At 60.5% G+C, this 21,212-nt stretch carries 25 protein-coding genes; 19 read left to right on the top strand and 6 right to left on the bottom strand.

Annotation, left to right across the window (positions count from 1 at the left end):
- Positions 1-280: 280 nt before the first annotated feature.
- Positions 281-1,234: a hypothetical protein gene (locus HCG46_RS21880; RefSeq protein WP_168687368.1), complete on the bottom strand. Its 954-nt coding sequence runs from the start codon at positions 1,232-1,234 to the stop codon at positions 281-283.
- Between the two features lie 653 nt (positions 1,235-1,887).
- Between HCG46_RS21880 and HCG46_RS21875 the strand changes: the two genes are divergently transcribed.
- From HCG46_RS21875 to HCG46_RS21860, 4 genes are all read left to right on the top strand, one after another.
- Entirely contained in the window at positions 1,888-2,736 is an 849-nt protein-coding gene (locus tag HCG46_RS21875; RefSeq protein ID WP_139314088.1) for a hypothetical protein, read from the top strand.
- Between the two features lie 71 nt (positions 2,737-2,807).
- Entirely contained in the window at positions 2,808-3,635 is an 828-nt protein-coding gene (locus HCG46_RS21870) for a hypothetical protein (RefSeq protein ID WP_168687367.1), read from the top strand.
- Positions 3,636-3,760: 125 nt separating this feature from the next.
- A complete protein-coding gene (locus HCG46_RS21865; protein ID WP_168687366.1) occupies positions 3,761-4,552 on the top strand; it encodes an ABC transporter ATP-binding protein in 792 nt (263 codons plus the stop codon).
- Positions 4,549-6,096: a permease gene (locus HCG46_RS21860; RefSeq protein WP_168687365.1), complete on the top strand. Its 1,548-nt coding sequence runs from the start codon at positions 4,549-4,551 to the stop codon at positions 6,094-6,096. Before HCG46_RS21865 ends, HCG46_RS21860 begins: the two co-directional genes overlap by 4 nt.
- 112 nt (positions 6,097-6,208) lie before the next feature.
- Here HCG46_RS21860 and HCG46_RS21855 read toward each other — a convergent pair whose 3' ends face one another.
- Positions 6,209-6,943: a Stf0 family sulfotransferase gene (locus tag HCG46_RS21855; protein ID WP_168687364.1), complete on the bottom strand. Its 735-nt coding sequence runs from the start codon at positions 6,941-6,943 to the stop codon at positions 6,209-6,211.
- A gap of 342 nt (positions 6,944-7,285) precedes the next feature.
- On the opposite strand from HCG46_RS21855, the gene HCG46_RS21850 reads away from it, so the two are divergent.
- Positions 7,286-7,819: a hypothetical protein gene (locus HCG46_RS21850; RefSeq protein ID WP_168687363.1), complete on the top strand. Its 534-nt coding sequence runs from the start codon at positions 7,286-7,288 to the stop codon at positions 7,817-7,819.
- 40 nt (positions 7,820-7,859) lie between these two features.
- On the opposite strand, the gene HCG46_RS21845 is transcribed toward HCG46_RS21850, so the two are convergent.
- A complete protein-coding gene (locus HCG46_RS21845; protein ID WP_168687362.1) occupies positions 7,860-8,168 on the bottom strand; it encodes a DUF1330 domain-containing protein in 309 nt (102 codons plus the stop codon).
- A 56-nt stretch (positions 8,169-8,224) separates the two neighbouring features.
- Here HCG46_RS21845 and HCG46_RS21840 point away from each other — a divergent pair, with 56 nt between their 5' ends.
- Entirely contained in the window at positions 8,225-9,280 is a 1,056-nt protein-coding gene (locus HCG46_RS21840) for an AraC family transcriptional regulator (RefSeq protein ID WP_168687361.1), read from the top strand.
- Between the two features lie 60 nt (positions 9,281-9,340).
- On the opposite strand, the gene phnF is transcribed toward HCG46_RS21840, so the two are convergent.
- Positions 9,341-10,081 (bottom strand): phosphonate metabolism transcriptional regulator PhnF, encoded by a 741-nt coding sequence (gene phnF / locus HCG46_RS21835; protein WP_023002654.1) that lies wholly within the window; start codon positions 10,079-10,081, stop codon positions 9,341-9,343.
- Between the two features lie 132 nt (positions 10,082-10,213).
- Here phnF and phnG point away from each other — a divergent pair, with 132 nt between their 5' ends.
- The 10 genes from phnG (at position 10,214) to phnN (ending at position 17,911) form a co-directional block, all read left to right on the top strand.
- Positions 10,214-10,699, top strand: a complete 486-nt coding sequence (phnG, locus tag HCG46_RS21830) for a phosphonate C-P lyase system protein PhnG (RefSeq protein WP_168687360.1) — start codon at positions 10,214-10,216, stop codon at positions 10,697-10,699.
- Positions 10,699-11,325 carry a phosphonate C-P lyase system protein PhnH gene (gene phnH, locus HCG46_RS21825; RefSeq protein ID WP_168687359.1) on the top strand — a complete coding sequence of 209 codons (627 nt, stop codon included), beginning with the start codon at positions 10,699-10,701 and terminating at the stop codon, positions 11,323-11,325. The genes phnG and phnH overlap by 1 nt, the downstream gene beginning before the upstream one ends.
- Before the next feature lie 3 nt (positions 11,326-11,328).
- The gene (locus HCG46_RS21820; protein ID WP_152505231.1) at positions 11,329-12,453 is read left to right on the top strand and encodes a carbon-phosphorus lyase complex subunit PhnI; all 1,125 of its coding nucleotides are present in this window, start codon (positions 11,329-11,331) and stop codon (positions 12,451-12,453) included.
- Positions 12,450-12,878 (top strand): FosX/FosE/FosI family fosfomycin resistance hydrolase, encoded by a 429-nt coding sequence (gene fosX, locus HCG46_RS21815; protein ID WP_152509110.1) that lies wholly within the window; start codon positions 12,450-12,452, stop codon positions 12,876-12,878. Before HCG46_RS21820 ends, fosX begins: the two co-directional genes overlap by 4 nt.
- Positions 12,875-13,804, top strand: a complete 930-nt coding sequence (locus HCG46_RS21810) for an alpha-D-ribose 1-methylphosphonate 5-phosphate C-P-lyase PhnJ (protein WP_055660043.1) — start codon at positions 12,875-12,877, stop codon at positions 13,802-13,804. The genes fosX and HCG46_RS21810 overlap by 4 nt, the downstream gene beginning before the upstream one ends.
- A complete protein-coding gene (gene phnK, locus HCG46_RS21805; protein ID WP_055660045.1) occupies positions 13,801-14,589 on the top strand; it encodes a phosphonate C-P lyase system protein PhnK in 789 nt (262 codons plus the stop codon). Before HCG46_RS21810 ends, phnK begins: the two co-directional genes overlap by 4 nt.
- An 8-nt stretch (positions 14,590-14,597) precedes the next feature.
- Complete coding sequence (gene phnL / locus HCG46_RS21800) at positions 14,598-15,302, top strand: phosphonate C-P lyase system protein PhnL (RefSeq protein ID WP_168687358.1); 705 nt, start codon at positions 14,598-14,600, stop codon at positions 15,300-15,302.
- Positions 15,303-15,448: 146 nt separating this feature from the next.
- The gene (locus HCG46_RS21795; RefSeq protein ID WP_168687357.1) at positions 15,449-16,198 is read left to right on the top strand and encodes a DUF1045 domain-containing protein; all 750 of its coding nucleotides are present in this window, start codon (positions 15,449-15,451) and stop codon (positions 16,196-16,198) included.
- Positions 16,195-17,340, top strand: a complete 1,146-nt coding sequence (locus HCG46_RS21790) for an alpha-D-ribose 1-methylphosphonate 5-triphosphate diphosphatase (RefSeq protein WP_168687356.1) — start codon at positions 16,195-16,197, stop codon at positions 17,338-17,340. Before HCG46_RS21795 ends, HCG46_RS21790 begins: the two co-directional genes overlap by 4 nt.
- Before the next feature lie 13 nt (positions 17,341-17,353).
- On the top strand, positions 17,354-17,911 hold the full coding sequence (gene phnN, locus HCG46_RS21785) for a phosphonate metabolism protein/1,5-bisphosphokinase (PRPP-forming) PhnN (protein WP_168687355.1): 558 nt from the start codon (positions 17,354-17,356) through the stop codon (positions 17,909-17,911).
- An 18-nt stretch (positions 17,912-17,929) separates the two neighbouring features.
- Here phnN and HCG46_RS21780 read toward each other — a convergent pair whose 3' ends face one another.
- Together HCG46_RS21780 and HCG46_RS21775 are read right to left on the bottom strand one after the other, a co-directional pair.
- Positions 17,930-18,280 (bottom strand): hypothetical protein, encoded by a 351-nt coding sequence (locus tag HCG46_RS21780; RefSeq protein ID WP_023002643.1) that lies wholly within the window; start codon positions 18,278-18,280, stop codon positions 17,930-17,932.
- Positions 18,281-18,500: 220 nt separating this feature from the next.
- Positions 18,501-19,034 carry a winged helix-turn-helix transcriptional regulator gene (locus tag HCG46_RS21775; RefSeq protein WP_209009577.1) on the bottom strand — a complete coding sequence of 178 codons (534 nt, stop codon included), beginning with the start codon at positions 19,032-19,034 and terminating at the stop codon, positions 18,501-18,503.
- 46 nt (positions 19,035-19,080) lie between these two features.
- Between HCG46_RS21775 and HCG46_RS21770 the strand changes: the two genes are divergently transcribed.
- The 3 genes from HCG46_RS21770 to HCG46_RS21760 all read left to right on the top strand — a co-directional run bounded on the left by HCG46_RS21770 (position 19,081) and on the right by HCG46_RS21760 (position 21,133).
- On the top strand, positions 19,081-19,452 hold the full coding sequence (locus HCG46_RS21770) for a VOC family protein (protein ID WP_168687353.1): 372 nt from the start codon (positions 19,081-19,083) through the stop codon (positions 19,450-19,452).
- A gap of 263 nt (positions 19,453-19,715) precedes the next feature.
- Positions 19,716-20,084 carry a group 1 truncated hemoglobin gene (locus tag HCG46_RS21765; protein WP_075282204.1) on the top strand — a complete coding sequence of 123 codons (369 nt, stop codon included), beginning with the start codon at positions 19,716-19,718 and terminating at the stop codon, positions 20,082-20,084.
- Positions 20,081-21,133 (top strand): adenylate/guanylate cyclase domain-containing protein, encoded by a 1,053-nt coding sequence (locus HCG46_RS21760; protein WP_075282205.1) that lies wholly within the window; start codon positions 20,081-20,083, stop codon positions 21,131-21,133. The genes HCG46_RS21765 and HCG46_RS21760 overlap by 4 nt, the downstream gene beginning before the upstream one ends.
- Positions 21,134-21,212: the final 79 nt, after the last annotated feature.

Genomic DNA, 21,212 nt, shown 5'->3' with positions numbered 1-21,212 from the left:
GGGCTGCTGTGCTGCCGCAAGTCCGCTTGGAGCCAATCATCGATCTATAATGTTGCGCCGTAGAATATCGTGTCCTGTAATTGGAGCCGTTGCTTTTCCTCGATCCGGTAATTGGCAAGAGTGTTGACCCCGCCTGCTCCATTAGAAGGCATAGCCGACGGGGGCGATTTCATTGCATCCTCACCAAATGCTTCTTCTGAAGTCAGGCAAGTTGATGAACCTAGTGAAACCTGGCGGGGCCAATTTCGTCGAAAGCTTAACGAAACGTCACCTCGACTGGTCAGTGGCCCGCCTCATACTTCTGCGCCCCAAATTGCTGTAAATTAACCGTGTCGACGTGAAGGTTATCTATATCTTCCGACACCGATGCCTGAGCAGAGCCGCTGAGCAAGTCTTCGATTGTTGCCGACTCAAATCGGACTGTAAAGATTTCCTCGGTAGCGTTGCTAGATGTTGGGCGGATAAGATATGTATCGTCGGAACTCTGATACTTGGTAATGTCGATCTCGTTTGGTTTGGGGTGTCGGTTTTCGAAAAAGCTCCAAAAATACTTAAGCATCGCTTGGAAGCCCTCGCCGCCAGTGGCCCCCCCGAACACAGGTTTCACCGCATGGTACAATGGCCTTCCGCGTTCGCCATTGGAATAGTCAAGGATGCTCCCAAACTCGACCGACGTCGAAACATTTCCGCCAAGATTCGCGAGGTTGGCATCTTCAGTGACTTTCGATGACGCTTTTAATTTCACTAACCCTGAACTCATTTCTGAGACCATTATCCAGTAACGCGCGCAATCTCGCAGTTCGTCAATAACCACATACCCATCCTGCCACATGATCTGACCAGAGATAATCGCCTCGAGCAAAGACCTGAAAAAGTCGTCACGGCTCTCGATCCGAATTTGTGTTGCATCGTGGAAGTGGTAAATAAATCCGCCTTCTTTCGAAAACTCAATTTCGCCTGCGGCGTCGCCGAATCCGGCCGCCGCTGATCCGTGAGCCGCTGCCGCTGACTTGATTTTTGCGCCATCGCTATAGCGAAAAACACGTTTGTCAGAGCTGATAATCTGTTCTTCAAACAGAACACTTTTTTTCTTCAAGTTGCCATCTCGAAGAAATCTACCCTTCTCGAGATTGCCGTAGTCACCAACGTCCAAGTGATCGTCAGGAAGCCACGTAGCAAAAAGCCCTTTGGTCATTTCATATATCTTTTTTTGAAGTTTTGAAACGGAAGACATCGAAACTGTCCTTCTCGACTGGGCGGCCTACCCACCGTTTAAGTACAACAGAATACTTCAATTCTGCGTCGCGAACAATCATTCCGTGTCTGGCGCTTTCAATCAGCAATAAAGAGTTGATTTATATTTCCGATTGCTTTGTACGTTAACAAAAAGAGCGATGCGTTTATGTCGACGAACGACCCGCTGAGAAAACTCTTCGATGACATCAATGACCGGGTACCCGGTACGTTCATTAGATTTAGCGTTTTTCGCAAAATGGCTAACTTTGGAATGTGGACGTCTTAGCGGCTGCCTTGAGTGTCTCAAACGTCCGCACTACCGGCATCTTGAGAACAATCGTCTTCGCAGATGCAACGAATGTCAGCTAAACCCTTTCGAGACACGTAAGCCGACCGTCCGCTCCCTCCCCCAAAATCTACCAGTCGGCAAAGCGTCCCGAGGCTTACCGTTTTACTGGAACCAACTCATAAAGTTTCCCCATCTTCCCTTACGTTAATTCTTGCATTGCCGCACACATCGGCTCACTATCCAGAGCAGTTACTTGTCATACAAAGCCCTGTGACGCGCCATTTCTTGTGCGTTTCAAAGCATTAGAAAGATGTGCCTGCTGAAGGCATTCAAGGCGCGACAGTCGATCTGGAACCTGACGTATGCCAATTACCTTCGCACCTCGTATCGCCATGTTCGGATTTGACGCCACGGCCTCGCCCAAGTGGCAAATGGTGCCGAGGGGGTGGGAGCGAACGATTGTGGTGCGGGGAGCAGGTGCCCTTATTCCCGAATTGACCCCCAACGACATTGCCAGGGTCACCTATCGCCGTGTCGGCGCCGAACACCATCTGACGCTCAAGGGCCTCAAGGCCGGCAAGGGGTTTGTCCGCTTTGTGCCGAATGCCGGGTTTGCGGGGCCTGTTCCCAACAGCGACATTCTGGAAATCTCGGTCAAGACCGAGGTCAAGATCAACACGGCGTTTCACTATGTGAAGGACAACGCCGGCCACAAGACCAACCGCAACATGGGCGACCTCAACGCCCTGATACGGGGCGTCAACCGGCTGCTGGACACCCAGGCCAACGTGCGGATGTACAGAAAGAGCGCACGCACGATAACGGTTCCACAGAACCTGGGCGCCACGGTACGGTTTTCCAGCCACCTGGCGGGCGTTGCGGCCGCCGAACATGAATGGGACGATGTCACGGCCTTTGCCGATGCTGCCGCGGATTTCAATGTCTTCTTCGTGTGGCAGTATGAGCAGGATGCGACGCCTGCGGTCAACAACACCCGGGCCGGAACCCTGGCCGCCGAGAAGAACTGCCTGATGCAAGATACGATCACCGGCTCGACCCATGCCGAAACCCTGGCACACGAGACCATTCACCTGCGCGGCATCGGCCCGCACAGCGGAACCGCAACACACCTGATCGCCAGTGGCGCGGTGCGGACGGGGCAGCTGATTTCGCGCGCCCAGGCCAACATCATCAATCCGTCGGGCACATAATGGTTCGACACCGCAACCTGGCCGGATGCATCGCAGGGGCGTTTCTGGTCACCTGGCTTGCAGGAAGCACTATGGCAGACGACATGAACCTTGAGGCAGAGATCGATACCGCGCTGGCCGGAGGCTCGCCGGAGGCTGTGGTGGAGGCAGGTCCGGCCGCCGTCGCTCCCCTGGCCGCGCGCCTCGCCGCGGCGAAGACCACCGGGGAAAAGTCGGCCCTGGTGGATCTGCTGGCAGCCGTCGGTGGTGCAGACGCCCTGGCGCCCGTCTTGCCCTACATCGGTGATGCCGACCCGGACCTGCGCGCGCGCGCCAGCGCCGCAGCGCTGAAAGTCGTGCTGGCCAATGGCCCACCGTCGGGCCCGGTGGCCGAGCAGCTTCAGACCGAAGTAACAGCCGCGCTGGAAGCGCCGGACGCGGAAGGCGGCGTGTTGCTACTGGGGGCACTGGCACCCGGAGCGGAAGAGGCGCTTGAAGCTCACCTTTCCGGCACACGCCTGGTCAAGGCACAACCACAGGAGCCCACGGCCCCCGCAGCCCTGGCAGCCCGGCTGGCGCTTTCGGCCTTGGGGGACGATGAAGCGCGAACCAGCCTCCTGAGGCAAATCCCCGAGGCAGAGCCGGACAGCCTCGTCTTCATGCTGAAGGCCTTGCCCCTGATTGATGCCCCCGAAGTTCTGCATGCCCTGGCCGCAACCACCCTTTCCTCCAAAGCCCCCGTCGCGGACGGTCTGCCAAGCGGAGCGGAACCCGCCCGGGAGGTAGCCGACGTCGCGGTCGAGGCGTTTGTCGCGCGTCTGAACCTCAGCCCTGGCTTCAAGGTGACGCCGGGCGCCATCTACACGGCGGACCAACGGGCCGAAGTGGAAAGGCTCATCACGGGCTCCATCCCGAACTAGGCGAACCGGTCTTCCAACTCTCTTTTTCGCCCCTGATACTTCTGCCCTGGAGAAATGACCGGATTTTACATTAACGAAAGGTCCCATCGGTAAACTGGAGAAAACCTTCCAGAGACGAGAAAGTGATGCCGTCTTCCATTAACGCCGCTCTCGAAATTCTCAATCTTCACAAGCGTTTCAGCGAACCTGCGGTCAACGATCTCTCGTTGAAGGTGCGCAAAGGCGAATTCTACGCCTTGCTGGGCCCCAATGGTGCCGGCAAAACCACCACGCTGCGCATGGTCGCCGGCCTGCTTCAGGCCGATGCGGGGGCGGTCAGGGTCTGCGACATCGATGCGTTTGCGGATCCGATTGCCGCCAAGCAGGTTCTGGCCTGGGTTCCGGACGAACCCATGGTCTACGACAAGCTGACGCCGCTTGAATATCTCGAGTTCGTGGCAGGCCTCTGGAGCATGCAGCCGGACCTTGCAAGGTTCAAGGCCGACAGCCTTCTGGACGCCTTCGGACTTGCCCCCCATGCCAATGAGCGCTGCGGCGGGTTCTCGAAAGGCATGCGCCAGAAGGTGGCGCTTGCCGGTGCCCTGATCCACGAACCGCGCCTGATCATCCTCGACGAACCGCTCACCGGCCTTGATGCAGGCTCTGCCCGCCAGGTGAAGAAGGTGCTGACCGGGCTTGTCGCGCAGGGCGTGTCGATCATCATGACGACCCATATCCTGGAGGTGGCGGAGCGCATGGCCGACCGGATCGGCATTATCGCCCGTGGACAGCTTGTTGCCGAAGGAACGCTGGAAGAGCTGCGCCAACGGGCAAGTGCCGGCGGCCATTCCCTGGAGGACATTTTCCTGGAAATCGTGGGCGGCGATGCCGGCGCACATGCGAACACGGCCGAACTCCTTGATGAGAAGGTGGCATGAGAGCGTTGGCGGCCCCTTCCGCCCTTTTGCGCTTCTCCCGCCATGAATTGCGGCTGGCATGGCGCGACTGGGCCTGGATGTTTTCAGGCTGGCGCAGCACAAGCCTGCGGCGCGCCCTGATCGGCATGAGCATCTTCTACGCGGTCATGCACCTGATCGCCTACGCGGTGCTTTCCCCCCGCTTTGCCACCGGGTTTGTTCTCGACCAGACAGCACAGGCAGCGCTTTCGGTCACGGTGCTGCTCAGCTTCACCATGATGCTGTCACAGGCGATGGAGTCGGTAACCCGTGCGTTCTACGCCCGAGATGACCTGGACCTGATCCTGTCTTCCCCCGCCCCCTCCCGTGACCTGTTTCTCGTGCGCATCGTCATGATGGCCTTGACGAGCTGGGCCATGTCGGCGCTGGTCATCTCACCGTTCCTCAACGTTGCGGTGGTGCTTGGCGGGGAGCACTGGCTGGCGGGATATGTGGTTCTTCTGGCGGTATCGCTGAACGCGACCGGGGCAGGCGTTTTGATCACGCTCGCGCTGTTCCGAACGGTTGGCGCGCAGCGCACGCGCTTCTACGCGCAAATTCTGGCAGCAGTCGTTGGCGCGGCCTTCCTCATCGGGATGCAGGTGGTGGCGATCCTGTCCTTCGGGTCGATGTCGCGGTTCACGCTGTTCGACCCTGCCTTTCTGGCAAGCCATGCGCCGGGTGAGGGCTCGCCGTGGTGGTTCCTCGCCCACACGGTGGCCGGACAGACCAATGCCGTGTTCCTGTTCCTGGCGGTTTCCGTCGCGTTTTTTGCGGTCGGGGCCTGGCGCGGCGCGGTCCAGTTCCGCAGCATTGTCGTGCTCGCACTTGGCGTTACGGAAAAGACCCCGCGCGGCCGCGTTTCCGAGCGGACCTTTCGCAGTTATTCGCCGCTCGGCGCGCTCGTCCTGAAGGAACTCAAGCTCATCGCCCGCGATCCCTGGCTGATATCCCAGACGTTGATGCAGGTTCTCTATCTCATCCCGCCGGCTGTCATGCTCTGGGTCAGCTTTGGCGAGAAAACCGAGATTTCCGTGATCGTCGCCCCGGTTGTCGTCATGGCGGTTGGACAGCTTGCCGGCGGCCTCGCCTGGCTGACGATCTCCGGTGAGGACGCACCCGACCTGATTGCGACAGCCCCCATCTCTGCGTTCACACGCCTGTGGGCGAAAGTGCTGTCGGTGCTGACGATTATTGCAGCAATCGTGCTGCCGATCTCCCTGGGTCTGGCGTTCATATCGCTCTGGGGCGCTGTCATCACCGCCGCCGGCGCCATGACCGCGGCAGCAAGCGCAGTGCTTGTTCAACTCTGGTTCCGGGCACAGGCCAAGCGCACAACCTTCAGGCGCCGTCAGGTCGCTTCCAAGGCCTCCACGCTTGCGGAGGCCGCCGCATCCATTGCCTGCGCGGCCGGGACGGCCCTCGTCGCCGCGGCAAGCCCGCTGGCGATCCTCCCGGTCTTCCTGCTCCTGAGTGTGCTTGGGATCTCCTGGAGCATCCGCCCGAAACACAGCGCAAGCGCCTGAGGGGCATCACACTTCAGGCAAGTGGCTGTTGACTGAAGCATCGCCAGACAACCTGCAAAAGGGCGGTGCGAGGGGCAAGTCGACCGCCAAAACAACGCCCACGCAAGTTCGCTCAAGGATCCTGCAAAGCTCTGCGGGTGCCGCATTCGGCAAGATATCGATGATAGAAGTCCGTGTTCAGGCCGCTCGCCTGGCGTTGCAGTGAAGTCGTTTCGATAGCCTGGCCGGGCATGCCCAGCCAGTCCAGCAGGAGCTGTGTTGCCGCGCGGGGATCCTGGGCGAAGCGCTCATAGGCGGCATGGAACGGCACGATGCCGTTCTGTCTGAAATAGGCCAGCCAGCTTTCGCAGTCCTGCGAAATCCAGTTCACAAGCCTGTCGATGCTTTCAAAATCGTAGCTGGGCTCGGCGATACGCTCCTGCGCGGAAACCCATTGCTGGGTCTGGATGGCAATGTGAAGCGATACGGCCTGATAGTAGATGTCGCCCCGATAATTGTAGACGTAGAGGCAGTCGCCAAAGAGCTCCTCCAGTTTCCTCACGCCGAGTTCCCGCAGCAGGTCGAACTGATAATTGTGCAGCATCAGCGAGACTGGCAGACCCGAACCGGCGTCAAAATGCCGGATCGCCCGCACATAGCGCTTCAGCTCTTCTGCTGTTGCGGGCAGATCGTGAAACTCCGGCAGGAACTGCCTGATCTTCTTGTCGAAATGCCCCTGCCCGAACCACTCGTAGCTTTGCCGGGTCACCTTCGACGCACTCAGCGTCGTTGCCAGCGCCGTGCTGCCCGTTCTCTGGGTGGACGCAAATACGATCGTGTCGCACGCAAGGCGGTGTGGGGCTGTCACAAAGGTACCTCACCCGGGAGAAATGTTGGCAACCACAAGCTTGGGCCGACTGGATTTGCGGGTCAACAGGCGTTCCGACACATCGCCTCGAAAGGGCAGGCAGGCAATACCAGAGGAGCCTTTCCCCCCGCCCGCAAGAGACAGCAAACCTTTTACCGCCTCCCGCGTGCTCGGAAGCCGGACATGCAGTTTACTGAACTTGTCCTTAAGCAAATTCGCTTCTAGTCAGCAATGTGCATGCGCCGCGTTGCCGGAGACGGCAAAGGTTCGAGCGTGCGCAGAGCTTCCCGCCGCGCGAGGGGCCGGTGTCCGCATATCAATATGCATTCGAGGTATTTTGGAATGAATTTCAGAGCTTTTGTCTCGGTGCTGGCCTTGCTGCCGGCAACAGGTGCGGCTGCCGCGCCGTTCAGCAGCGGCGATTGGGAAACCGCCAGGATCGGCAGCACTTGCATTGTCTATAACAACGCCCCGGCGCGCGACACCTCCGGCTCGTTGCAGTTCAGCTTCGACGTCAAAGGCTACAACGCCGATTTCACATACGAATATGCGCCCTACACCGAAAACGAAGAGGACCCCTGGGCCGAGACCGACCTGGTTGAAATTACCATCGACGGAGAAGATTCCTGGCTGGGAGGAGAGATGTTTCCCGTCGGCATGCAGGACCCTTACCAGATCTCGATGACCTCCGGCTTCGTGAAGGACATGGCCGCCGCGGTGGCAGATGCGCAGACGACGATCGACATTTCCGTCGAGCGCGAAAGCCTGGGCGAAACCTGGCTCTACGGCCGCTTCTCGCCGGCCGGCTTCAGCGAGAGCCTCGCCAAGGCCGCCGAGATGTGCGACTTCGACCCGGCCAATTTGCCGGAATCCTGATCAAGCGTCGGCCACGCACCCGTCACGGGCGCTTGTTTCCTCAAGTGCCCGGACCATGCTCGAATCCGCCTAACAGAACGCCGTCACAACGGGCTGCGGCAATCCTGTCTTTCTTAAGCGGGGCATAAAGATCGGACTCATACCAGGCTCGGGCAGTCTGGCTGTCGGGAAACTCGATCAGCACCGGGATATTGGGCGTCCAGTCACCTTCCAAAACGCTATCCATGTCGCCGAGAACACGGTAGCGCCCGCCAAAGTGTTCCACGGTCTCAAAGACCTTGGCGCGATAGGCACCCAGGAGTTCCGGATCGTGGATTTCCCTGACGTCGAAAAACACGAATGCAGCCATGGCGAAGTGTCCTTCCGTTGATTTCTTACCTGCGGCTGGAAATGCTAAACTCGGACATGTCCCGGCTCCATGCTCCACCGTCCGCAAGTTCTGCCCCCGCATCCGCGCGGGGAACGGCAACCCCTGCCGGGTCTGGACCGGCACAGGATCCACTCGCCGACGTTCTGAACCTCGTGCGCCTGACCGGTGCGCTGATGTTCCTGGTGGATGCCAGCGACCCCTGGTGTGTCGATATTCCCCACACAAATGCCTACCGCGCGATCCTTGCAGATCCCGGGCAGCACGTGCTGTCCTATCATGTCGTCCTGGAAGGCTCAGGCCTGGCCTCGATACCGGGCGAGGCGCCCATCCGGTTCAACCGGGGTGACGTTCTCGTCTTCCCGCAGGGTGATGGGTACCGGATGGAAAGCGCAGCTGGAACGCCTCCCGAGTTCAGTGCGGACGAGGTCGTCGACTTTTTCGAAAACCTTGCCGCCGGACGCTTGCCGAGCATCGTTCCGGAAGGCGGTGGCGGAGACCCGCGGGCCTTGTTCCTGTGCGGGTTCCTCGCCTGCGACGCAAGACCCTTCAACCCGCTGCTTGCAAGGCTCGAACGCCGGCTTCTTGTCTCGCCATCCGAAAAGGCTGATGACAGTCTGCAAAGGCTGATCGACATAGCCCGGGCAGAAATACAGTCAGACCAGCCCGGCAGCCGCAGCGTACGCCTGCACCTGTGCGAACTGATCTTCATCGAAACGCTTCGTCGCCATGTGCTGTCGCAGGCCCCGGCGAGCGAAGGCTGGCTCGGCGCCCTCACCGACCCGGTCGCCGGTGCCGCGATTACCGCCATACACGCCGACCCGGCATCGGACTGGACGCTGGAACGCCTTGCCCGGCAGATCAACACCTCCCGTACGGTGCTGACCGAACGGTTTGCCGGAAAAATGGGTCAGGGACCGATGCAATATGTGACGTCGTGGCGCCTGCAGCTAGCCGCGCGCCAATTGCGGGACAGCAGATCATCAATTGCGGAAATCGCCTGGAGCGTGGGCTACCGGTCGGAAGCGGCGTTTTCCCGCGCATTCAAGAAGATGGCGGGCATGTCACCCGGCGCCTGGCGGCGGATTGGCTGATCCTGCGGGCATGGCTCACCGAGCGAAAAAGGCGAACGGACCTTGCATCAAAGCGAGCGTCTAAACCTCGCCGCTGACCACCAGCTGCATGCGGTCGGCCGCCACGCGGGCGCGGGTGTATTGCAGGGGCTTGCCGGTCATGTCCAGGTTGACGCTTTCCATCACCATCACCGGCTGGCCCAGCGCCAGACCAAGCTGCTGGGCATCGCGGTTTTCCACCAGCTCGGCCGTAATGCGCGTTTCCTTGCGGCGGTAGTCGGAAATGCCGGCGCGTTGCAAAGCCGCCGTGATTGATCCGGTGTCGGCATAATCAGCGACGAAATTGGGCACGCGGGACTGTTCGAACCAGCTTGTGGCCGCGATCATCGGTACACCGTCGGCAACGCGCAGGGTTTCCACGCGAATGAGCAGCGTTCCGAGCGGCACGCCAAGCTGATGCGCCAGAAGGGCGTCGGCTTCCTCGACAGCCGAGCCGATCAACCGTCCGGACGGTGCCCGAAGTTGGCCGGAAACGATTTCCGAAAAGCGCGTGCGTGGCCCGATGGGATAGCTGAGCGGGGCTGAGGCAACAAAGGTGCCACGGCCCTGGTCGGCCCGCAGAATACCATCCGACGTCAGCGCGGCGATCGCCCGGCGGACCGTGTGGCGGTTTACGCCGAACCGGCTTGCAAGCTCGGATTCCGGAGGCAGGCGGCTGCCTTTTTCAAAGGCCCCGCTCACGATTTCCGCCTTCAGCGTTTCCATGATCTGGCGCCACACCGCAATTCCGGCGCTGCGGTCGAGAGTGCTGTTCGTCGTCATGAGCCCGTCATCAAATTTCGGTACCAAAGAGTCAACCGGATTATTTGTCTAGACAAATAGACAAATCAGGTCTAGGACAAGGGCGTTTTCAAACGCTTTCCGAAGAACCGCCCAACCCAAAAGGCGCGCTTCATGACAGACACTACCTCTTCCGCCTCCCCAGACACCCAACCCGGCGCAGCCGTGAGCGCCCGCCAGAAGGTGATCGCGACGCTGGCCGCAGCCTCCGCCGAGGCCGTCGCGGAAAAATTCAGCGCACTTCCGCCGCAAAGCTACGAGCTGGTGCGCCAGCCCGAAACCGGACTGGTGATGGTGCGCGGCCGCATGGGCGGCACCGGCAGTCCGTTCAACCTGGGCGAGGTCACCGTCACCCGCTGCGTTGTTCGCCTGGAAACCGGTGAAACCGGCAATGCCTACAGCCTTGGCCGCAACAAGCAGAAAGCGCTGCAGTCCGCCGTGATCGACGCCCTGTGGCAACGCCCTGCAATGCAGGAGCGCATCGAGACGGACATCATCGCGCCGCTGGCCGAAGCCCAGGCAGGCACGCAGGAAACCGTTCGCGAGGAAACCGAGGCCACCAAGGTCAACTTCTTCACCATGGTGCGGGGAGACAACTGATGACCGCAGCACAACAGACCGCCGCCGCCCCGCTGGCCGCAGGATTTCAGGACCCGGTTCACGATGCGCAGGGCTGCTTTCGCGCGATCATGAATGCCATGGCCCGGCCGGGTACGCGGCAGGCGATTTCCGCCGGCAATCTGAAGCCGCCCGCACCGCTGACGCAGGTGGCCGCCGCCATTGCCCTGACCCTGTTCGACTACGACACGCCGATCTGGCTCGACAAGCCTCTGATGACGTCGGACGCCGTGAAGACCTTTCTGCGCTTCCACACCGGCTGCCCGATCGTCACCGAACCGGTGGAAGCGGCCTTTGCGCTGGTCAGCGCACCGGTGAGCATGATCCCGTTGGCAAGTTTCAACCAGGGATCGGCCGAATATCCGGACCGGTCGACAACGGTGATCCTGACCGGTCAGGACTTCGGGTCCCATCCGGCCGTCTCCTTTAGCGGCCCGGGCATCAAGGACACCGTTTCCTTTGGCACCGGTCCGGTTCCACCGGTGTTCTGGGACCAGGTGATCGCAAACAACCGCCAGTTTCCACGGGGTATCGATCTGGTTTTTGCCGGACAGGAAGCGCTGTCTGCCCTGCCCCGTTCCACCCGCATCCTCAAAGCGGAGGTCTGATCCATGTATGTAGCCGTAAAGGGTGGTGAAAAGGCCATCCGCAACGCCCACAAGCTCATGGCCAAGCGCCGCCGGGGCGACACCTCCGTTCCCTCGCTGACGCTGGAGCAGATCGCCCAGCAGCTGTCCCATGCTGTCGCCCGTGTCATGGGCGAAGGCTCGCTCTACGACGAGATGCTGGCCGCACTTGCCATCAAGCAGGCGCGCGGAGACCTGATCGAAGCCGCGTTTCTGATGCGTGCCTACCGCACGACCCTGCCACGGTTCGGCTACAGCCAGCCGATTGACACCGCGAAGATGCTGGTGGAACGGCGCGTTTCAGCCACCTACAAGGACCTGCCGGGTGGCCAGGTGCTGGGCCCGACCTTCGACTACAGCCACCGCCTTCTGGATTTCGCGTTGGCCGCCGAAGAGGACGGTCTCGAAAAGCCTGTCGAAACAGCTGCCGCTGAAGAAGGCAGCATGCCGCGCGTCACCGACCTGCTTGGCGACGAAGGCCTGATGGAGCCGGACCCGGTAACCGACGAGGACGCGCCCGTCGGCGACCTGACCCGCGAGCCCCTATCCTTCCCGGCCGACAGGGACCTGCGCCTGCAGAACCTTGCCCGTGGCGACGAAGGCTTCCTGCTGGCATTGGCCTATTCCACCCAGCGCGGCTATGGCCGCACACACCCCTTCGCCGGCGAAATCCGCTACGGCGAAGTGGAGGTGGAGTTCTTTGCAGAGGAACTCGGCTTTGCCGTGACGCTCGGCGCCATCAAGGTAACCGAGTGCCAGATGGTCAACCAGTTCAAGGGTTCGGCCAAGACCGCCCCGACCTTCACCCGGGGTTACGGCCTCGTGTTCGGGCAGGTGGAGAGAAAGGCCATGTCCATGGCCATGGTCGACCGTTCCATGCGCTGGCAGGAACTGGGCGAGGAACAGTCCGCCCCGGCTCAGGATGTCGAATTCGTCCTGTCCCATTCAGACAACATCCAGGCGACCGGTTTCGTCGAACACCTGAAGCTGCCGCATTACGTCGATTTCCAGGCCGAACTCGATCTGGTGCGCCGGATGCGCGGCGAATGGTTCGAAAAACGACGCCAGGAAGAAGAAGAGGGCAACACCGCCCAGGAGGCGGCGGAATGAGCAGCGGACTTAGTCATATGACGTTCATCGTCAGTGATCTCGACAGGATGACGAACCTGCTGACGACGGTACTTGGAGCCCGGGAAGTCTACTCCAGTGAAGAGGCCACCTTTTCCCTCTCCCAGGAAAAGTTCTTTCTGGTCGGTGACGTCTGGATCGCGATCATGCAGGGCGATGCCCTGAACGAACGCACCTACAATCACGTGGCTTTCAAGATCGAAGAGGAAGACTTCGACACGAAGCTGGCAGCCGTCGAGCGCCTTGGCCTGGAAGTCAAACCACCGCGCGCCCGCGTCGAAGGTGAAGGCAGGTCCATCTATTTCTACGACAACGACAATCACCTGTTCGAGCTGCACACCGGAACGCTGGACATGCGCCTCGACCACTATCGCCGGATACTCAGGGAACGGAGTGCTGCGCAATGAACGACACGGCTCAGATTTTCGAACAGGGCGAATACAACTTCGCCTATCTGGACGAGCAGACCAAGCGCATGATCCGCCGGGCAATCCTGAAGGGCATCGCGATACCGGGTTACCAGGTGCCTTTCGCCTCGCGCGAAATGCCGATGCCCTATGGCTGGGGCACCGGCGGGGTGCAGGTCACGGCGGCAATTCTGGGCAAGGACGATTGCCTGAAGATGATCGACCAGGGCTCCGACGACACCACCAATGCGGTTTCCCTGCGCGGTTTCTTTGAAAAGACCGCCGGCGTGCGCACCACCTACGAGACGTCGGAGGCAAGCGTCATCCAGACCCGCCACCGGATTCCGGAAAAGGCCCTGCGCGAAGACCAGATCATTGTCTTCCAGGTGCCGATTCCCGAGCCGCTGCGCTTCCTGGAGCCACGCGAAACCGAGACCCGGAAGATGCATGCGCTCGAGGATTACGGCCTCATGCATGTGAAGCTTTACGAGGACATCGCCAAGAACGGCCATATCGCCACTACCTACGCCTATCCGGTGAAGGTCAACGACCGCTACGTGATGGATCCGTCGCCGACGCCGAAGTTCGACAACCCGAAGATCGACCAGATGGCGGCGCTTCAGCTTTACGGTGCCGGGCGTGAGAAACGCATCTACGCCATTCCGCCCTACACCAAGGTGAAGAGCCTCGACTTCGAAGACTATCCTTTCGAGGTGCAGAAATTCGACAAGCCCTGCGGCCTGTGCGGCGCGGAGAATGTCTATCTCGACGAGGTGATCCTGGATGACAAGGGCGGGCGCATGTTCGTCTGCTCCGACAGCGACTATTGCGAGGAACGGCGCGCGGACGGCCACCTCGGCCCGATGGCGGCCGATCCGGCGGCACACCAGTTCGGTGCCACCCAGGCAGAGGAGACCGCCCGATGAACGCCTTTCCCTCCGCGGACCCGCTGCTGCAGGTTCATAACGTCACCCGCTATTATGGCGACCGCATCGGCTGCGCCGATGTCTCCTTCGATCTCTGGCCCGGTGAGGTGCTTGCCATCGTCGGCGAAAGCGGCTCCGGCAAGACCACATTGCTCAACTGCCTGTCGACACGGCTCGCGCCGACGGCGGGAGCCATCGAATACCGCATGCGCGACGGCACCATGCGCAACCTCTATCAGCTGACCGAGGCCGAGCGCCGCCTGCTGATGCGCACCGACTGGGGGTTCGTACACCAGAATGCTGCGGACGGGCTGCGCATGAACGTTTCCGCTGGTGCCAACGTCGGCGAAAGGCTGATGGCAGTTGGCGAGCGCCACTACGGCAACATCCGCTCCACCGCCGACGACTGGCTGGGCCGGGTGGAAATTGACAGCGACCGGATCGATGACGATCCGCGCTCGTTCTCCGGCGGCATGCGCCAGCGCCTGCAGATCGCCCGCAACCTCGTCACGAGACCAAGGCTGGTCTTCATGGACGAGCCGACAGGCGGTCTGGACGTTTCCGTGCAGGCACGTCTTCTCGACCTCTTGCGCCGACTGGTCGCCGATCTCGGACTTTCCGTGGTCATCGTCACCCACGACCTTGCGGTCGCCCGGCTGCTGTCGCACCGGATCATGGTGATGCGCCACGGCAACGTCATCGAAAGCGGCCTGACGGACCAGGTTCTCGACGATCCGCGCGAGCCCTATACCCAGCTGCTTGTTTCTTCCATTCTCCAGGTATGAGGACCGAAATGCCCGTACGCCTCTATCTCAACAACGTCGGCAAGTCCTTCACCATGCACCTGCAGGGCGGAACCGTCATTCCCGTGGTCGAGAAGGTCGAATTCTCGGTGAATTCCGGCGAATGTGTCGTCCTTGGCGGCCCCTCCGGTGCCGGCAAGAGTTCGATCCTCAAGATGATCTACGGCAACTACCGCTGTGACGAGGGTCAGATCCTGGTGACGGTTGGCGATGAAATCGTCAACATTGCCGGGGCCGAGCCGCGCAAGGTCCTGCGCCTGCGTGAAGACACGATCGGCTATGTCAGCCAGTTCCTGCGCACCATCCCGCGTGTTTCGGCCGAAGACGTCGTCGCCGAGCCGCTTATCGCCCAGGGCACCAGCGAGGAGGAGGGCGTCGACAAGGCCCGCTTCCTGCTGTCGCGGCTGAATGTGCCCGAGCGCCTGTGGACTCTGCCACCCGCCACGTTCTCCGGCGGCGAGCAGCAGCGCGTGAACATCGCAAGGGGGTTCATTGCCCATTATCCGATCCTGCTGCTGGACGAGCCAACCGCCTCTCTCGACGCTGCCAACCGGGCCGTGGTCGTCCGTCTGGTGGAAGAAAAGAAAATCCAGGGCGTTGCCATGGTGGGCATTCTTCACGACCAGGACGTCCGGGAGCAGATCGCCGACCGCATCATCGACGTGACCGGTTTCAGCGCGGAGGCAGCCGCCTGAGCCACGAGATGAGGAAAGGCTTGCAGACGGGCGGAAACTGTCACAGAAAAGTCACCGCCCGCCTTTAGGTCACTCCCTCAGAAAGTTGAAGGATGTGGCCCTGCCACATCCCGGCCAAACCACATTTCAAAATCGCGATTTTCTTCATGCGCTACGCCCTCTATTTCGCCGCCGATGCCGACGACCGCCTGATGCAGCTCGGAAATTCCTGGCTCGGGCGCGATCCCTTTTCCGGCACGGCACTACCGCAGCCGGAGCTGCCCGGCATGACATCGGCACGCTTCCAGGAGTTGACGACCGACCCCCGGCGCTATGGATTTCACGGGACGTTGAAAGCCCCGTTTTCTCTCCCAGCCGATCAGACCGAGGCAGCACTGCTGGACGCCTGCGCAGCCTTTGCGGCAGAAATCGCCCCTTATGAGATAGAAGCGCTCGGCGTGAACAGGCTCGGCCGCTTTCTGGCGCTGACCCCTGAGGCAGAAGAGCCGGCCCTGCGCGCCTTCGCCGGCCTGTGCGTGCGTCGCTTCGAGCCGTTCCGCGCACCACTGTCCGAGGCGGATCTCGAGCGCCGCCGCAAGAGCGGACTGTCGGAAAGGCATGACACCTATCTCGTCAGGTGGGGCTATCCCTATATCTTCGATGAATTCCGCTTCCACCTGACCCTTTCCAACAAACTGGAAGACAACAGCGACATGGAGCGGATGGCAAATGCCGCCCAGGACCACTTTGCGGATGTCATCGGCAAGAAGCGGCTGTGCCGCCACGTTGCGCTCTACACCGAAGCCGAACGCGGCGCGCCTTTCCAGGTCCATACCGTCTTTCAGCTGACCGGCAGCGTCGCTCCCGCCGACGCGCTCAGCCAGGCCGAGCGTCTTTCCCAAGAGGAATCTGCATGAGCAAGCATCCCAAAGTCTTCAAGAATGCCAGTCTGGTTCTCGCAGGCGAAGTGTTCGACGGTTCCCTAACGGTCGATGATGCCGGTCTGATTTCCGGCATCGGGTCACCGACCGAGGTCGACGGGCATGATTGCGAAGGCGACTACCTGCTGCCAGGCCTGGTCGAACTGCATACCGACCACCTGGAAACCCACTATGCGCCACGTCCCAAGGTACGCTGGAGCCCGGTTTCCGCCGTGCAGGCCCACGACGCCCAGATCGCATGTTCCGGCATCACCACCGTGTTCGATGCGCTGCGCGTCGGCATGGATGAAGACGCGGACCTTGGTTATTCGGATATGCGCGCGCTTGCGGATGCCATTGAAACCGGCCAGCGGGAAAACCGCCTGCGCGCAGACCATTTCATCCACCTGCGCTGCGAAGTGTCTGCACCCGACGTGCTCAGCGCCTTCAAGGTGTTCGAGGACGACGACAGCATCCGCCTGATCTCGCTGATGGACCACACCCCCGGCCAGCGCCAGTTCGTGTCGATGGATGCCTACAAGATCTACTATCAGGGCAAGAAGGGCTTCACCGACGCCCAGATGGACGACTTCATCCGCAAGCGCCAGGCGCGCGCCAGCAGTCTTGCCCCTGAAAACCGCAAGCATCTCTCGGCCATCGCCCAATCGCGCGGCATCGCCATCGCCAGCCACGACGACGCCACCACCGCCCATGTGGAAGAGGCGATTTCACTGCAGACGAAAATCGCCGAGTTTCCAACCACACTGGAAGCCGCCAAGGCTTCGCACGAAGCCGGTATGGCTGTTCTGATGGGGGCGCCGAACGTCGTGCGCGGTGGATCCCATTCCGGCAATATCTCGGCGAAGGCGCTTGCCGAAGCGGGCGTTCTGGATGTGCTCTCCTCGGACTATGTGCCGATTTCGCTGCTGCAGGCTGCGTTCCAGCTGGCTGCGGAGGTCGAGGCGATTGCCCTGCCACAGGCAGTCGCCATGGTCACGGCGACGCCCGCGAAGGCCATTGGCCTGCAAGACCGCGGCACCCTGGAACCCGGCCTCAGGGCCGATCTCATCCAAGTGAAAATGGTTGGTGACATCCCGATCGTGCGCGGTGTCTGGCGCGAGGGCAAACGGGTTGCCTGAGGCTGCGTCCGACATGACAGAAAAACTCGGCCCCGGCCGCATGGTGCTCGTGGTTGGGCCGAGCGGGGCCGGCAAGGACACATTGATGGCCGCGCTCAAGGCCCGTCTGGCGGGCCGGACGGACGTCAGCTTCGCCCGGAGAGCGATCACCCGGCAGGCCGATGTCGAGGCCGAGGATCACGACGCGCTTTCGCGCGCCGAATTCGATCAGCTGAGAGCTGCCGGAAAGGTTGCCCTGTGCTGGGAGGCCCACGGGCTCGGCTACGTCATCCCGCAAAGCTACGACCGGGCTATCGAAGCGGGCGCAACCGTGATTGCCAATGGCTCGCGCAAGGTGTTGAAGCACGCAGAGGACAAGTACCGAAACGCCAGCGTTCTGCTGATCACCGCGCCGGTCGAAGTCCTTGCCGAACGCCTCGCCGCACGTGGCCGCGAAAGCAGACAGGAAATAGAGGAACGGTTGCGCCGTGCCGACCTTGAACCGGAAAACGTCGCCAATCTGATCCGCATTGAAAACACCGGCACGGTGGAGGATGCGGTCGACAGGATGGTCGCCGCACTCGGCCTTTGACCTCAACCGTACCCGTCTCTAATCCGCAAACGCGCTCTGAACGGCCTGACTGAAAATCAGGGCCCTGGCATCCAGTGCGTCCTGATGATCACCGTCGAACGCGTGAACCATGGTGCGGAACTGTTTTGCTTCTTCGCCCAGTTCGGGCTCCCCGACCGCCCGGCGGAGATGGATCAGGGCGTGTTCGTGCCTGACCACAAGGTCTGCCAGATGGAGGGCGGAACCGATCATGTAGGCCCGATACTGCAGGCGTTTGACATGATCGAGCCTGTGAACATCCGGTTCCTGCAAAAGCTGCCAGAATCCGATGACATTCCTGCAAGCGGTGCGCATCAGGCGACCGCATTTCTCTTCGTCTGACCGGGACATGCTTGCCTCGCAAGATTCGCCTCGACCACTCAAGCGTAGCGCTACACCCGGAAACTGCAATGAACCAGAAGAGTCATGATGCGTCATTACACGCCCAGATTCATTGATTTAGAAATTATTGTTCTTGGACAAAGACTTGTTCGGTGGACTTCGGCCGGGAAAACTTCATTTCGAGGCCAGACAATACAACCACAGGGTAGAACTTTGGTTCACATCCGGGTCAACGGGCGCCCGCAGCGATCGCCTGATTGATTTTCAAACCCGCATTCACGGCGTGATAGATCGGGAAAGGTGTGCGCTGTGACAGGTCGATGTCCCGCCTCAGCCACTCCTGCTCTTCCAGAACACCAAGGGACTTCGACAGGGCCCGGTCCGTCACCGGTCCGAGGCCTGCCTTGATCGCCGAAAACCGGCTTGGCGCCCCGGTTACTGCCAGGATAGGCACCGTCCAGCTGCGTCGCAGTACCGAAAAGGCATCCTCGTTCGGAACGATCTCCTCGATCCGGCTCGCCATGGCAGCAACAACCTTGCCTTTGTCCGTCAGCCGAAACTCGGGCCGCAGGGGATGGCCATGGCCGGGGTTTCGCTCGAGCAGCCCAAGCTGGAACAGATGTTCAAGGCTTGCTGCAAAAGAACTGCGACTCGCCCCTGTCGCCGCGATCAACGGGGCTTGCCGACCGGAAACACCTGCATGCAACTGAGCCAGAATTTTCAGCGACCAGGCTTTGGATGTGAGGTTGACAAGAAGCTGCATATTCATATTTTATAGCTACTATACTTTTGATACATAGGAAAGTCTCATGCCTCTCGTTTCTCTGGATAATACGATCACTCTCGCCCTCTCCGTTCGCGACAGGCATGCAAGTGCCGACTGGTATGCGGAAAAACTCGGATTCGAGTTGCTCTATCATATGGACGACGCTGGCTGGAGCGAGCTGGCAACCCGAACCGAAGGCGTGACCCTGGGACTGGGCGAACAATCCGAACCCACGCCCGGAAACACGGTTCCCGTCTTCGGCGTGGCCGATATCGCAGGTGCCCGCAGTGCGCTGGAAGAGGCCGGTGTCAAATTCGACGGAGCGACGGAGACCATCGAAGGCATGGTCAGCACCGCAACCTTCTACGATCCCGATGGCAACGCGCTCATGCTTGCTCAGGACCTGTCCAAATAGGCGGCTCACAAGGAACAGCCCCCCGAAGAACATCGGCACATCCGGCCGGGCGACCGACCGGATGCTGTCTGCAGCGGGTTTTCGCAAACATCCAAGGCACGAAATTACGATCTGACAGGCAACCGGCGACAGAAATACGTCGTGCTTCCCAGAGGAAGCTGACGAATGACGCAAAGGAATAGTCGACACAAAATCTTTGCATTGCCAGAATAGTCGACTACTCTCTTATTCTTGATCTCATTCTGAAAATCGAGTTCTGCGGCATGCCTGCGACATTGTTTGAAAAGTACGGCGGCTTCGGGTCGGTGAGCCGCATCGTAATGACCTTTTACGACAAGGTTCTCGATTCCGACGAGATCGGTGACTTTTTCGACGACGTCGACATGACCCGCCTGATCGATCATCAGACCAAGTTTATCTCCTATCTGTTGGGCGGGCCGGTCAGCTATTCGGAAGAGCGGCTGAGACGAACCCATGCCACCCTTGACCTGAAAAACGAGGACTTTGACGAAGTTGCACGTCTCCTGCGCGAGACGCTGGTGGAACACAAGTTCGACCCTGCAGACATCAAGTCCGTGATGTCGGCAATCGAAGCGCGACGTTCCGCCATTCTTTCGACCGGTGCGACATGAGCATCACCGCCATCAACCAGCAGCTCTTGCGCGCGATCGGGGTTGGCATTGCCGTCGTCAACAGCAAGGACCTCCAGTTCCTGTTCCAGAACGCTCCGTTTTCCGATTGGTTCGGCAAGCCGGAAGCCGTCACCACGCTTGCCGATCTGCTGCCGGATATCGACATCGAACAGCTTCGTGAAGCAATCAAGGAGCAGGGACGCTTTTCCGGAGAAGTCTCCGTCAAGCTGAAGCGCCGGACCCTGGTCATCGCCTTGACCGTTTCGCCAGCTGAAGAGCAGGACTTCCTCGTCGTTGAGTGCCAGAACATCACGCGGATCCGCGAACTGGAGTCGATGATCGACAGTTACTCCTCCATGGTAGAGCGGAATACGCGCGAACTGGAACGCGAGAAGGAACGTGTCGAGCGTTTGCTGCTCAACCTGATGCCGCGTTCGGTCTACGAGGAGTTCAAGACCTTCGGTGTCGTCACGCCGCAGCTTTACGAGAGCGTTTCCGTGGTCATGCTCGACTTCGTGGACTTCACGAAATTCTCCGCAGAGCACGACCCGACGGTGACGCTTGGAGAACTGAACGACATCTTTACCGCATTCGACCGTATCGCCGAGCAATTCGGCTGTGAGCGCATCAAGACCATCGGCGATGCCTATCTTGCCGTTTCAGGCATGCCCGAGCCCTCGCCGGATCACATGCGCGCTGTTGCCAACTGCGCCGTGCGCTTCATTCGTTACCTGGAGCGTCGGAACCAGAGCCATCAACACAAGTGGCGGGCGCGTGTCGGACTGGGTACGGGATCGGCAGTCGGTTCCGTCGTCGGAATCCAGAAGTACGTTTATGACGTCTTCGGCTCGGCAGTGAACCTTGCCGCACGACTGCAGGAATTCGCCAATCCCATGTGCGTCGTTGCGCCGGATGCCATGAAGGAATTCCTGGTGGACGAATTTCACCTGGAAGACCTTGGCAAACGCGAGATCCGCAGCTTTGGAGAAATGCGGCTGATGCGGGTCAGCCCTGGTGTCGAACTGGCCCATCGGGCGCGGCAGTTCTGACCGGACAACAAGTCCGCTGCCAGGCCACTCGCACACCCGAACGAAACCCGCCCGCTCAGTCCCACGGCAAAAGCAAAGG

Source organism: Labrenzia sp. PO1, from assembly GCF_012273635.1.
Lineage (GTDB): Bacteria > Pseudomonadota > Alphaproteobacteria > Rhizobiales > Stappiaceae > Roseibium > Roseibium algicola.
Note: the sequence above shows the minus strand (reverse complement) of the source record. Positions and strands in the feature narration are given on the sequence as shown.

What these genes read in the sequence shown, in the direction of transcription:
- phnH (WP_168687359.1), top strand. Translation starts at nt 10,699, where the DNA reads ATGACCGCAGCACAACAGACCGCCGCCGCCCCGCTGGCCGCAGGATTT.
- HCG46_RS21795 (WP_168687357.1), top strand. Translation starts at nt 15,449, where the DNA reads ATGCGCTACGCCCTCTATTTCGCCGCCGATGCCGACGACCGCCTGATG.
- phnF (WP_023002654.1), bottom strand. Translation starts at nt 10,081, where the DNA reads ATGACGACGAACAGCACTCTCGACCGCAGCGCCGGAATTGCGGTGTGG.
- phnG (WP_168687360.1), top strand. Translation starts at nt 10,214, where the DNA reads ATGACAGACACTACCTCTTCCGCCTCCCCAGACACCCAACCCGGCGCA.
- HCG46_RS21760 (WP_075282205.1), top strand. Translation starts at nt 20,081, where the DNA reads ATGAGCATCACCGCCATCAACCAGCAGCTCTTGCGCGCGATCGGGGTT.
- HCG46_RS21770 (WP_168687353.1), top strand. Translation starts at nt 19,081, where the DNA reads ATGCCTCTCGTTTCTCTGGATAATACGATCACTCTCGCCCTCTCCGTT.
- HCG46_RS21840 (WP_168687361.1), top strand. Translation starts at nt 8,225, where the DNA reads ATGTCCCGGCTCCATGCTCCACCGTCCGCAAGTTCTGCCCCCGCATCC.
- HCG46_RS21875 (WP_139314088.1), top strand. Translation starts at nt 1,888, where the DNA reads ATGCCAATTACCTTCGCACCTCGTATCGCCATGTTCGGATTTGACGCC.
- HCG46_RS21765 (WP_075282204.1), top strand. Translation starts at nt 19,716, where the DNA reads ATGCCTGCGACATTGTTTGAAAAGTACGGCGGCTTCGGGTCGGTGAGC.
- HCG46_RS21870 (WP_168687367.1), top strand. Translation starts at nt 2,808, where the DNA reads ATGGCAGACGACATGAACCTTGAGGCAGAGATCGATACCGCGCTGGCC.
- phnK (WP_055660045.1), top strand. Translation starts at nt 13,801, where the DNA reads ATGAACGCCTTTCCCTCCGCGGACCCGCTGCTGCAGGTTCATAACGTC.
- HCG46_RS21865 (WP_168687366.1), top strand. Translation starts at nt 3,761, where the DNA reads ATGCCGTCTTCCATTAACGCCGCTCTCGAAATTCTCAATCTTCACAAG.
- HCG46_RS21820 (WP_152505231.1), top strand. Translation starts at nt 11,329, where the DNA reads ATGTATGTAGCCGTAAAGGGTGGTGAAAAGGCCATCCGCAACGCCCAC.
- HCG46_RS21790 (WP_168687356.1), top strand. Translation starts at nt 16,195, where the DNA reads ATGAGCAAGCATCCCAAAGTCTTCAAGAATGCCAGTCTGGTTCTCGCA.
- phnL (WP_168687358.1), top strand. Translation starts at nt 14,598, where the DNA reads ATGCCCGTACGCCTCTATCTCAACAACGTCGGCAAGTCCTTCACCATG.
- fosX (WP_152509110.1), top strand. Translation starts at nt 12,450, where the DNA reads ATGAGCAGCGGACTTAGTCATATGACGTTCATCGTCAGTGATCTCGAC.
- HCG46_RS21850 (WP_168687363.1), top strand. Translation starts at nt 7,286, where the DNA reads ATGAATTTCAGAGCTTTTGTCTCGGTGCTGGCCTTGCTGCCGGCAACA.
- HCG46_RS21860 (WP_168687365.1), top strand. Translation starts at nt 4,549, where the DNA reads ATGAGAGCGTTGGCGGCCCCTTCCGCCCTTTTGCGCTTCTCCCGCCAT.
- HCG46_RS21780 (WP_023002643.1), bottom strand. Translation starts at nt 18,280, where the DNA reads ATGTCCCGGTCAGACGAAGAGAAATGCGGTCGCCTGATGCGCACCGCT.
- HCG46_RS21775 (WP_209009577.1), bottom strand. Translation starts at nt 19,034, where the DNA reads ATGCAGCTTCTTGTCAACCTCACATCCAAAGCCTGGTCGCTGAAAATT.
- phnN (WP_168687355.1), top strand. Translation starts at nt 17,354, where the DNA reads ATGACAGAAAAACTCGGCCCCGGCCGCATGGTGCTCGTGGTTGGGCCG.
- HCG46_RS21810 (WP_055660043.1), top strand. Translation starts at nt 12,875, where the DNA reads ATGAACGACACGGCTCAGATTTTCGAACAGGGCGAATACAACTTCGCC.
- HCG46_RS21845 (WP_168687362.1), bottom strand. Translation starts at nt 8,168, where the DNA reads ATGGCTGCATTCGTGTTTTTCGACGTCAGGGAAATCCACGATCCGGAA.
- HCG46_RS21880 (WP_168687368.1), bottom strand. Translation starts at nt 1,234, where the DNA reads ATGTCTTCCGTTTCAAAACTTCAAAAAAAGATATATGAAATGACCAAA.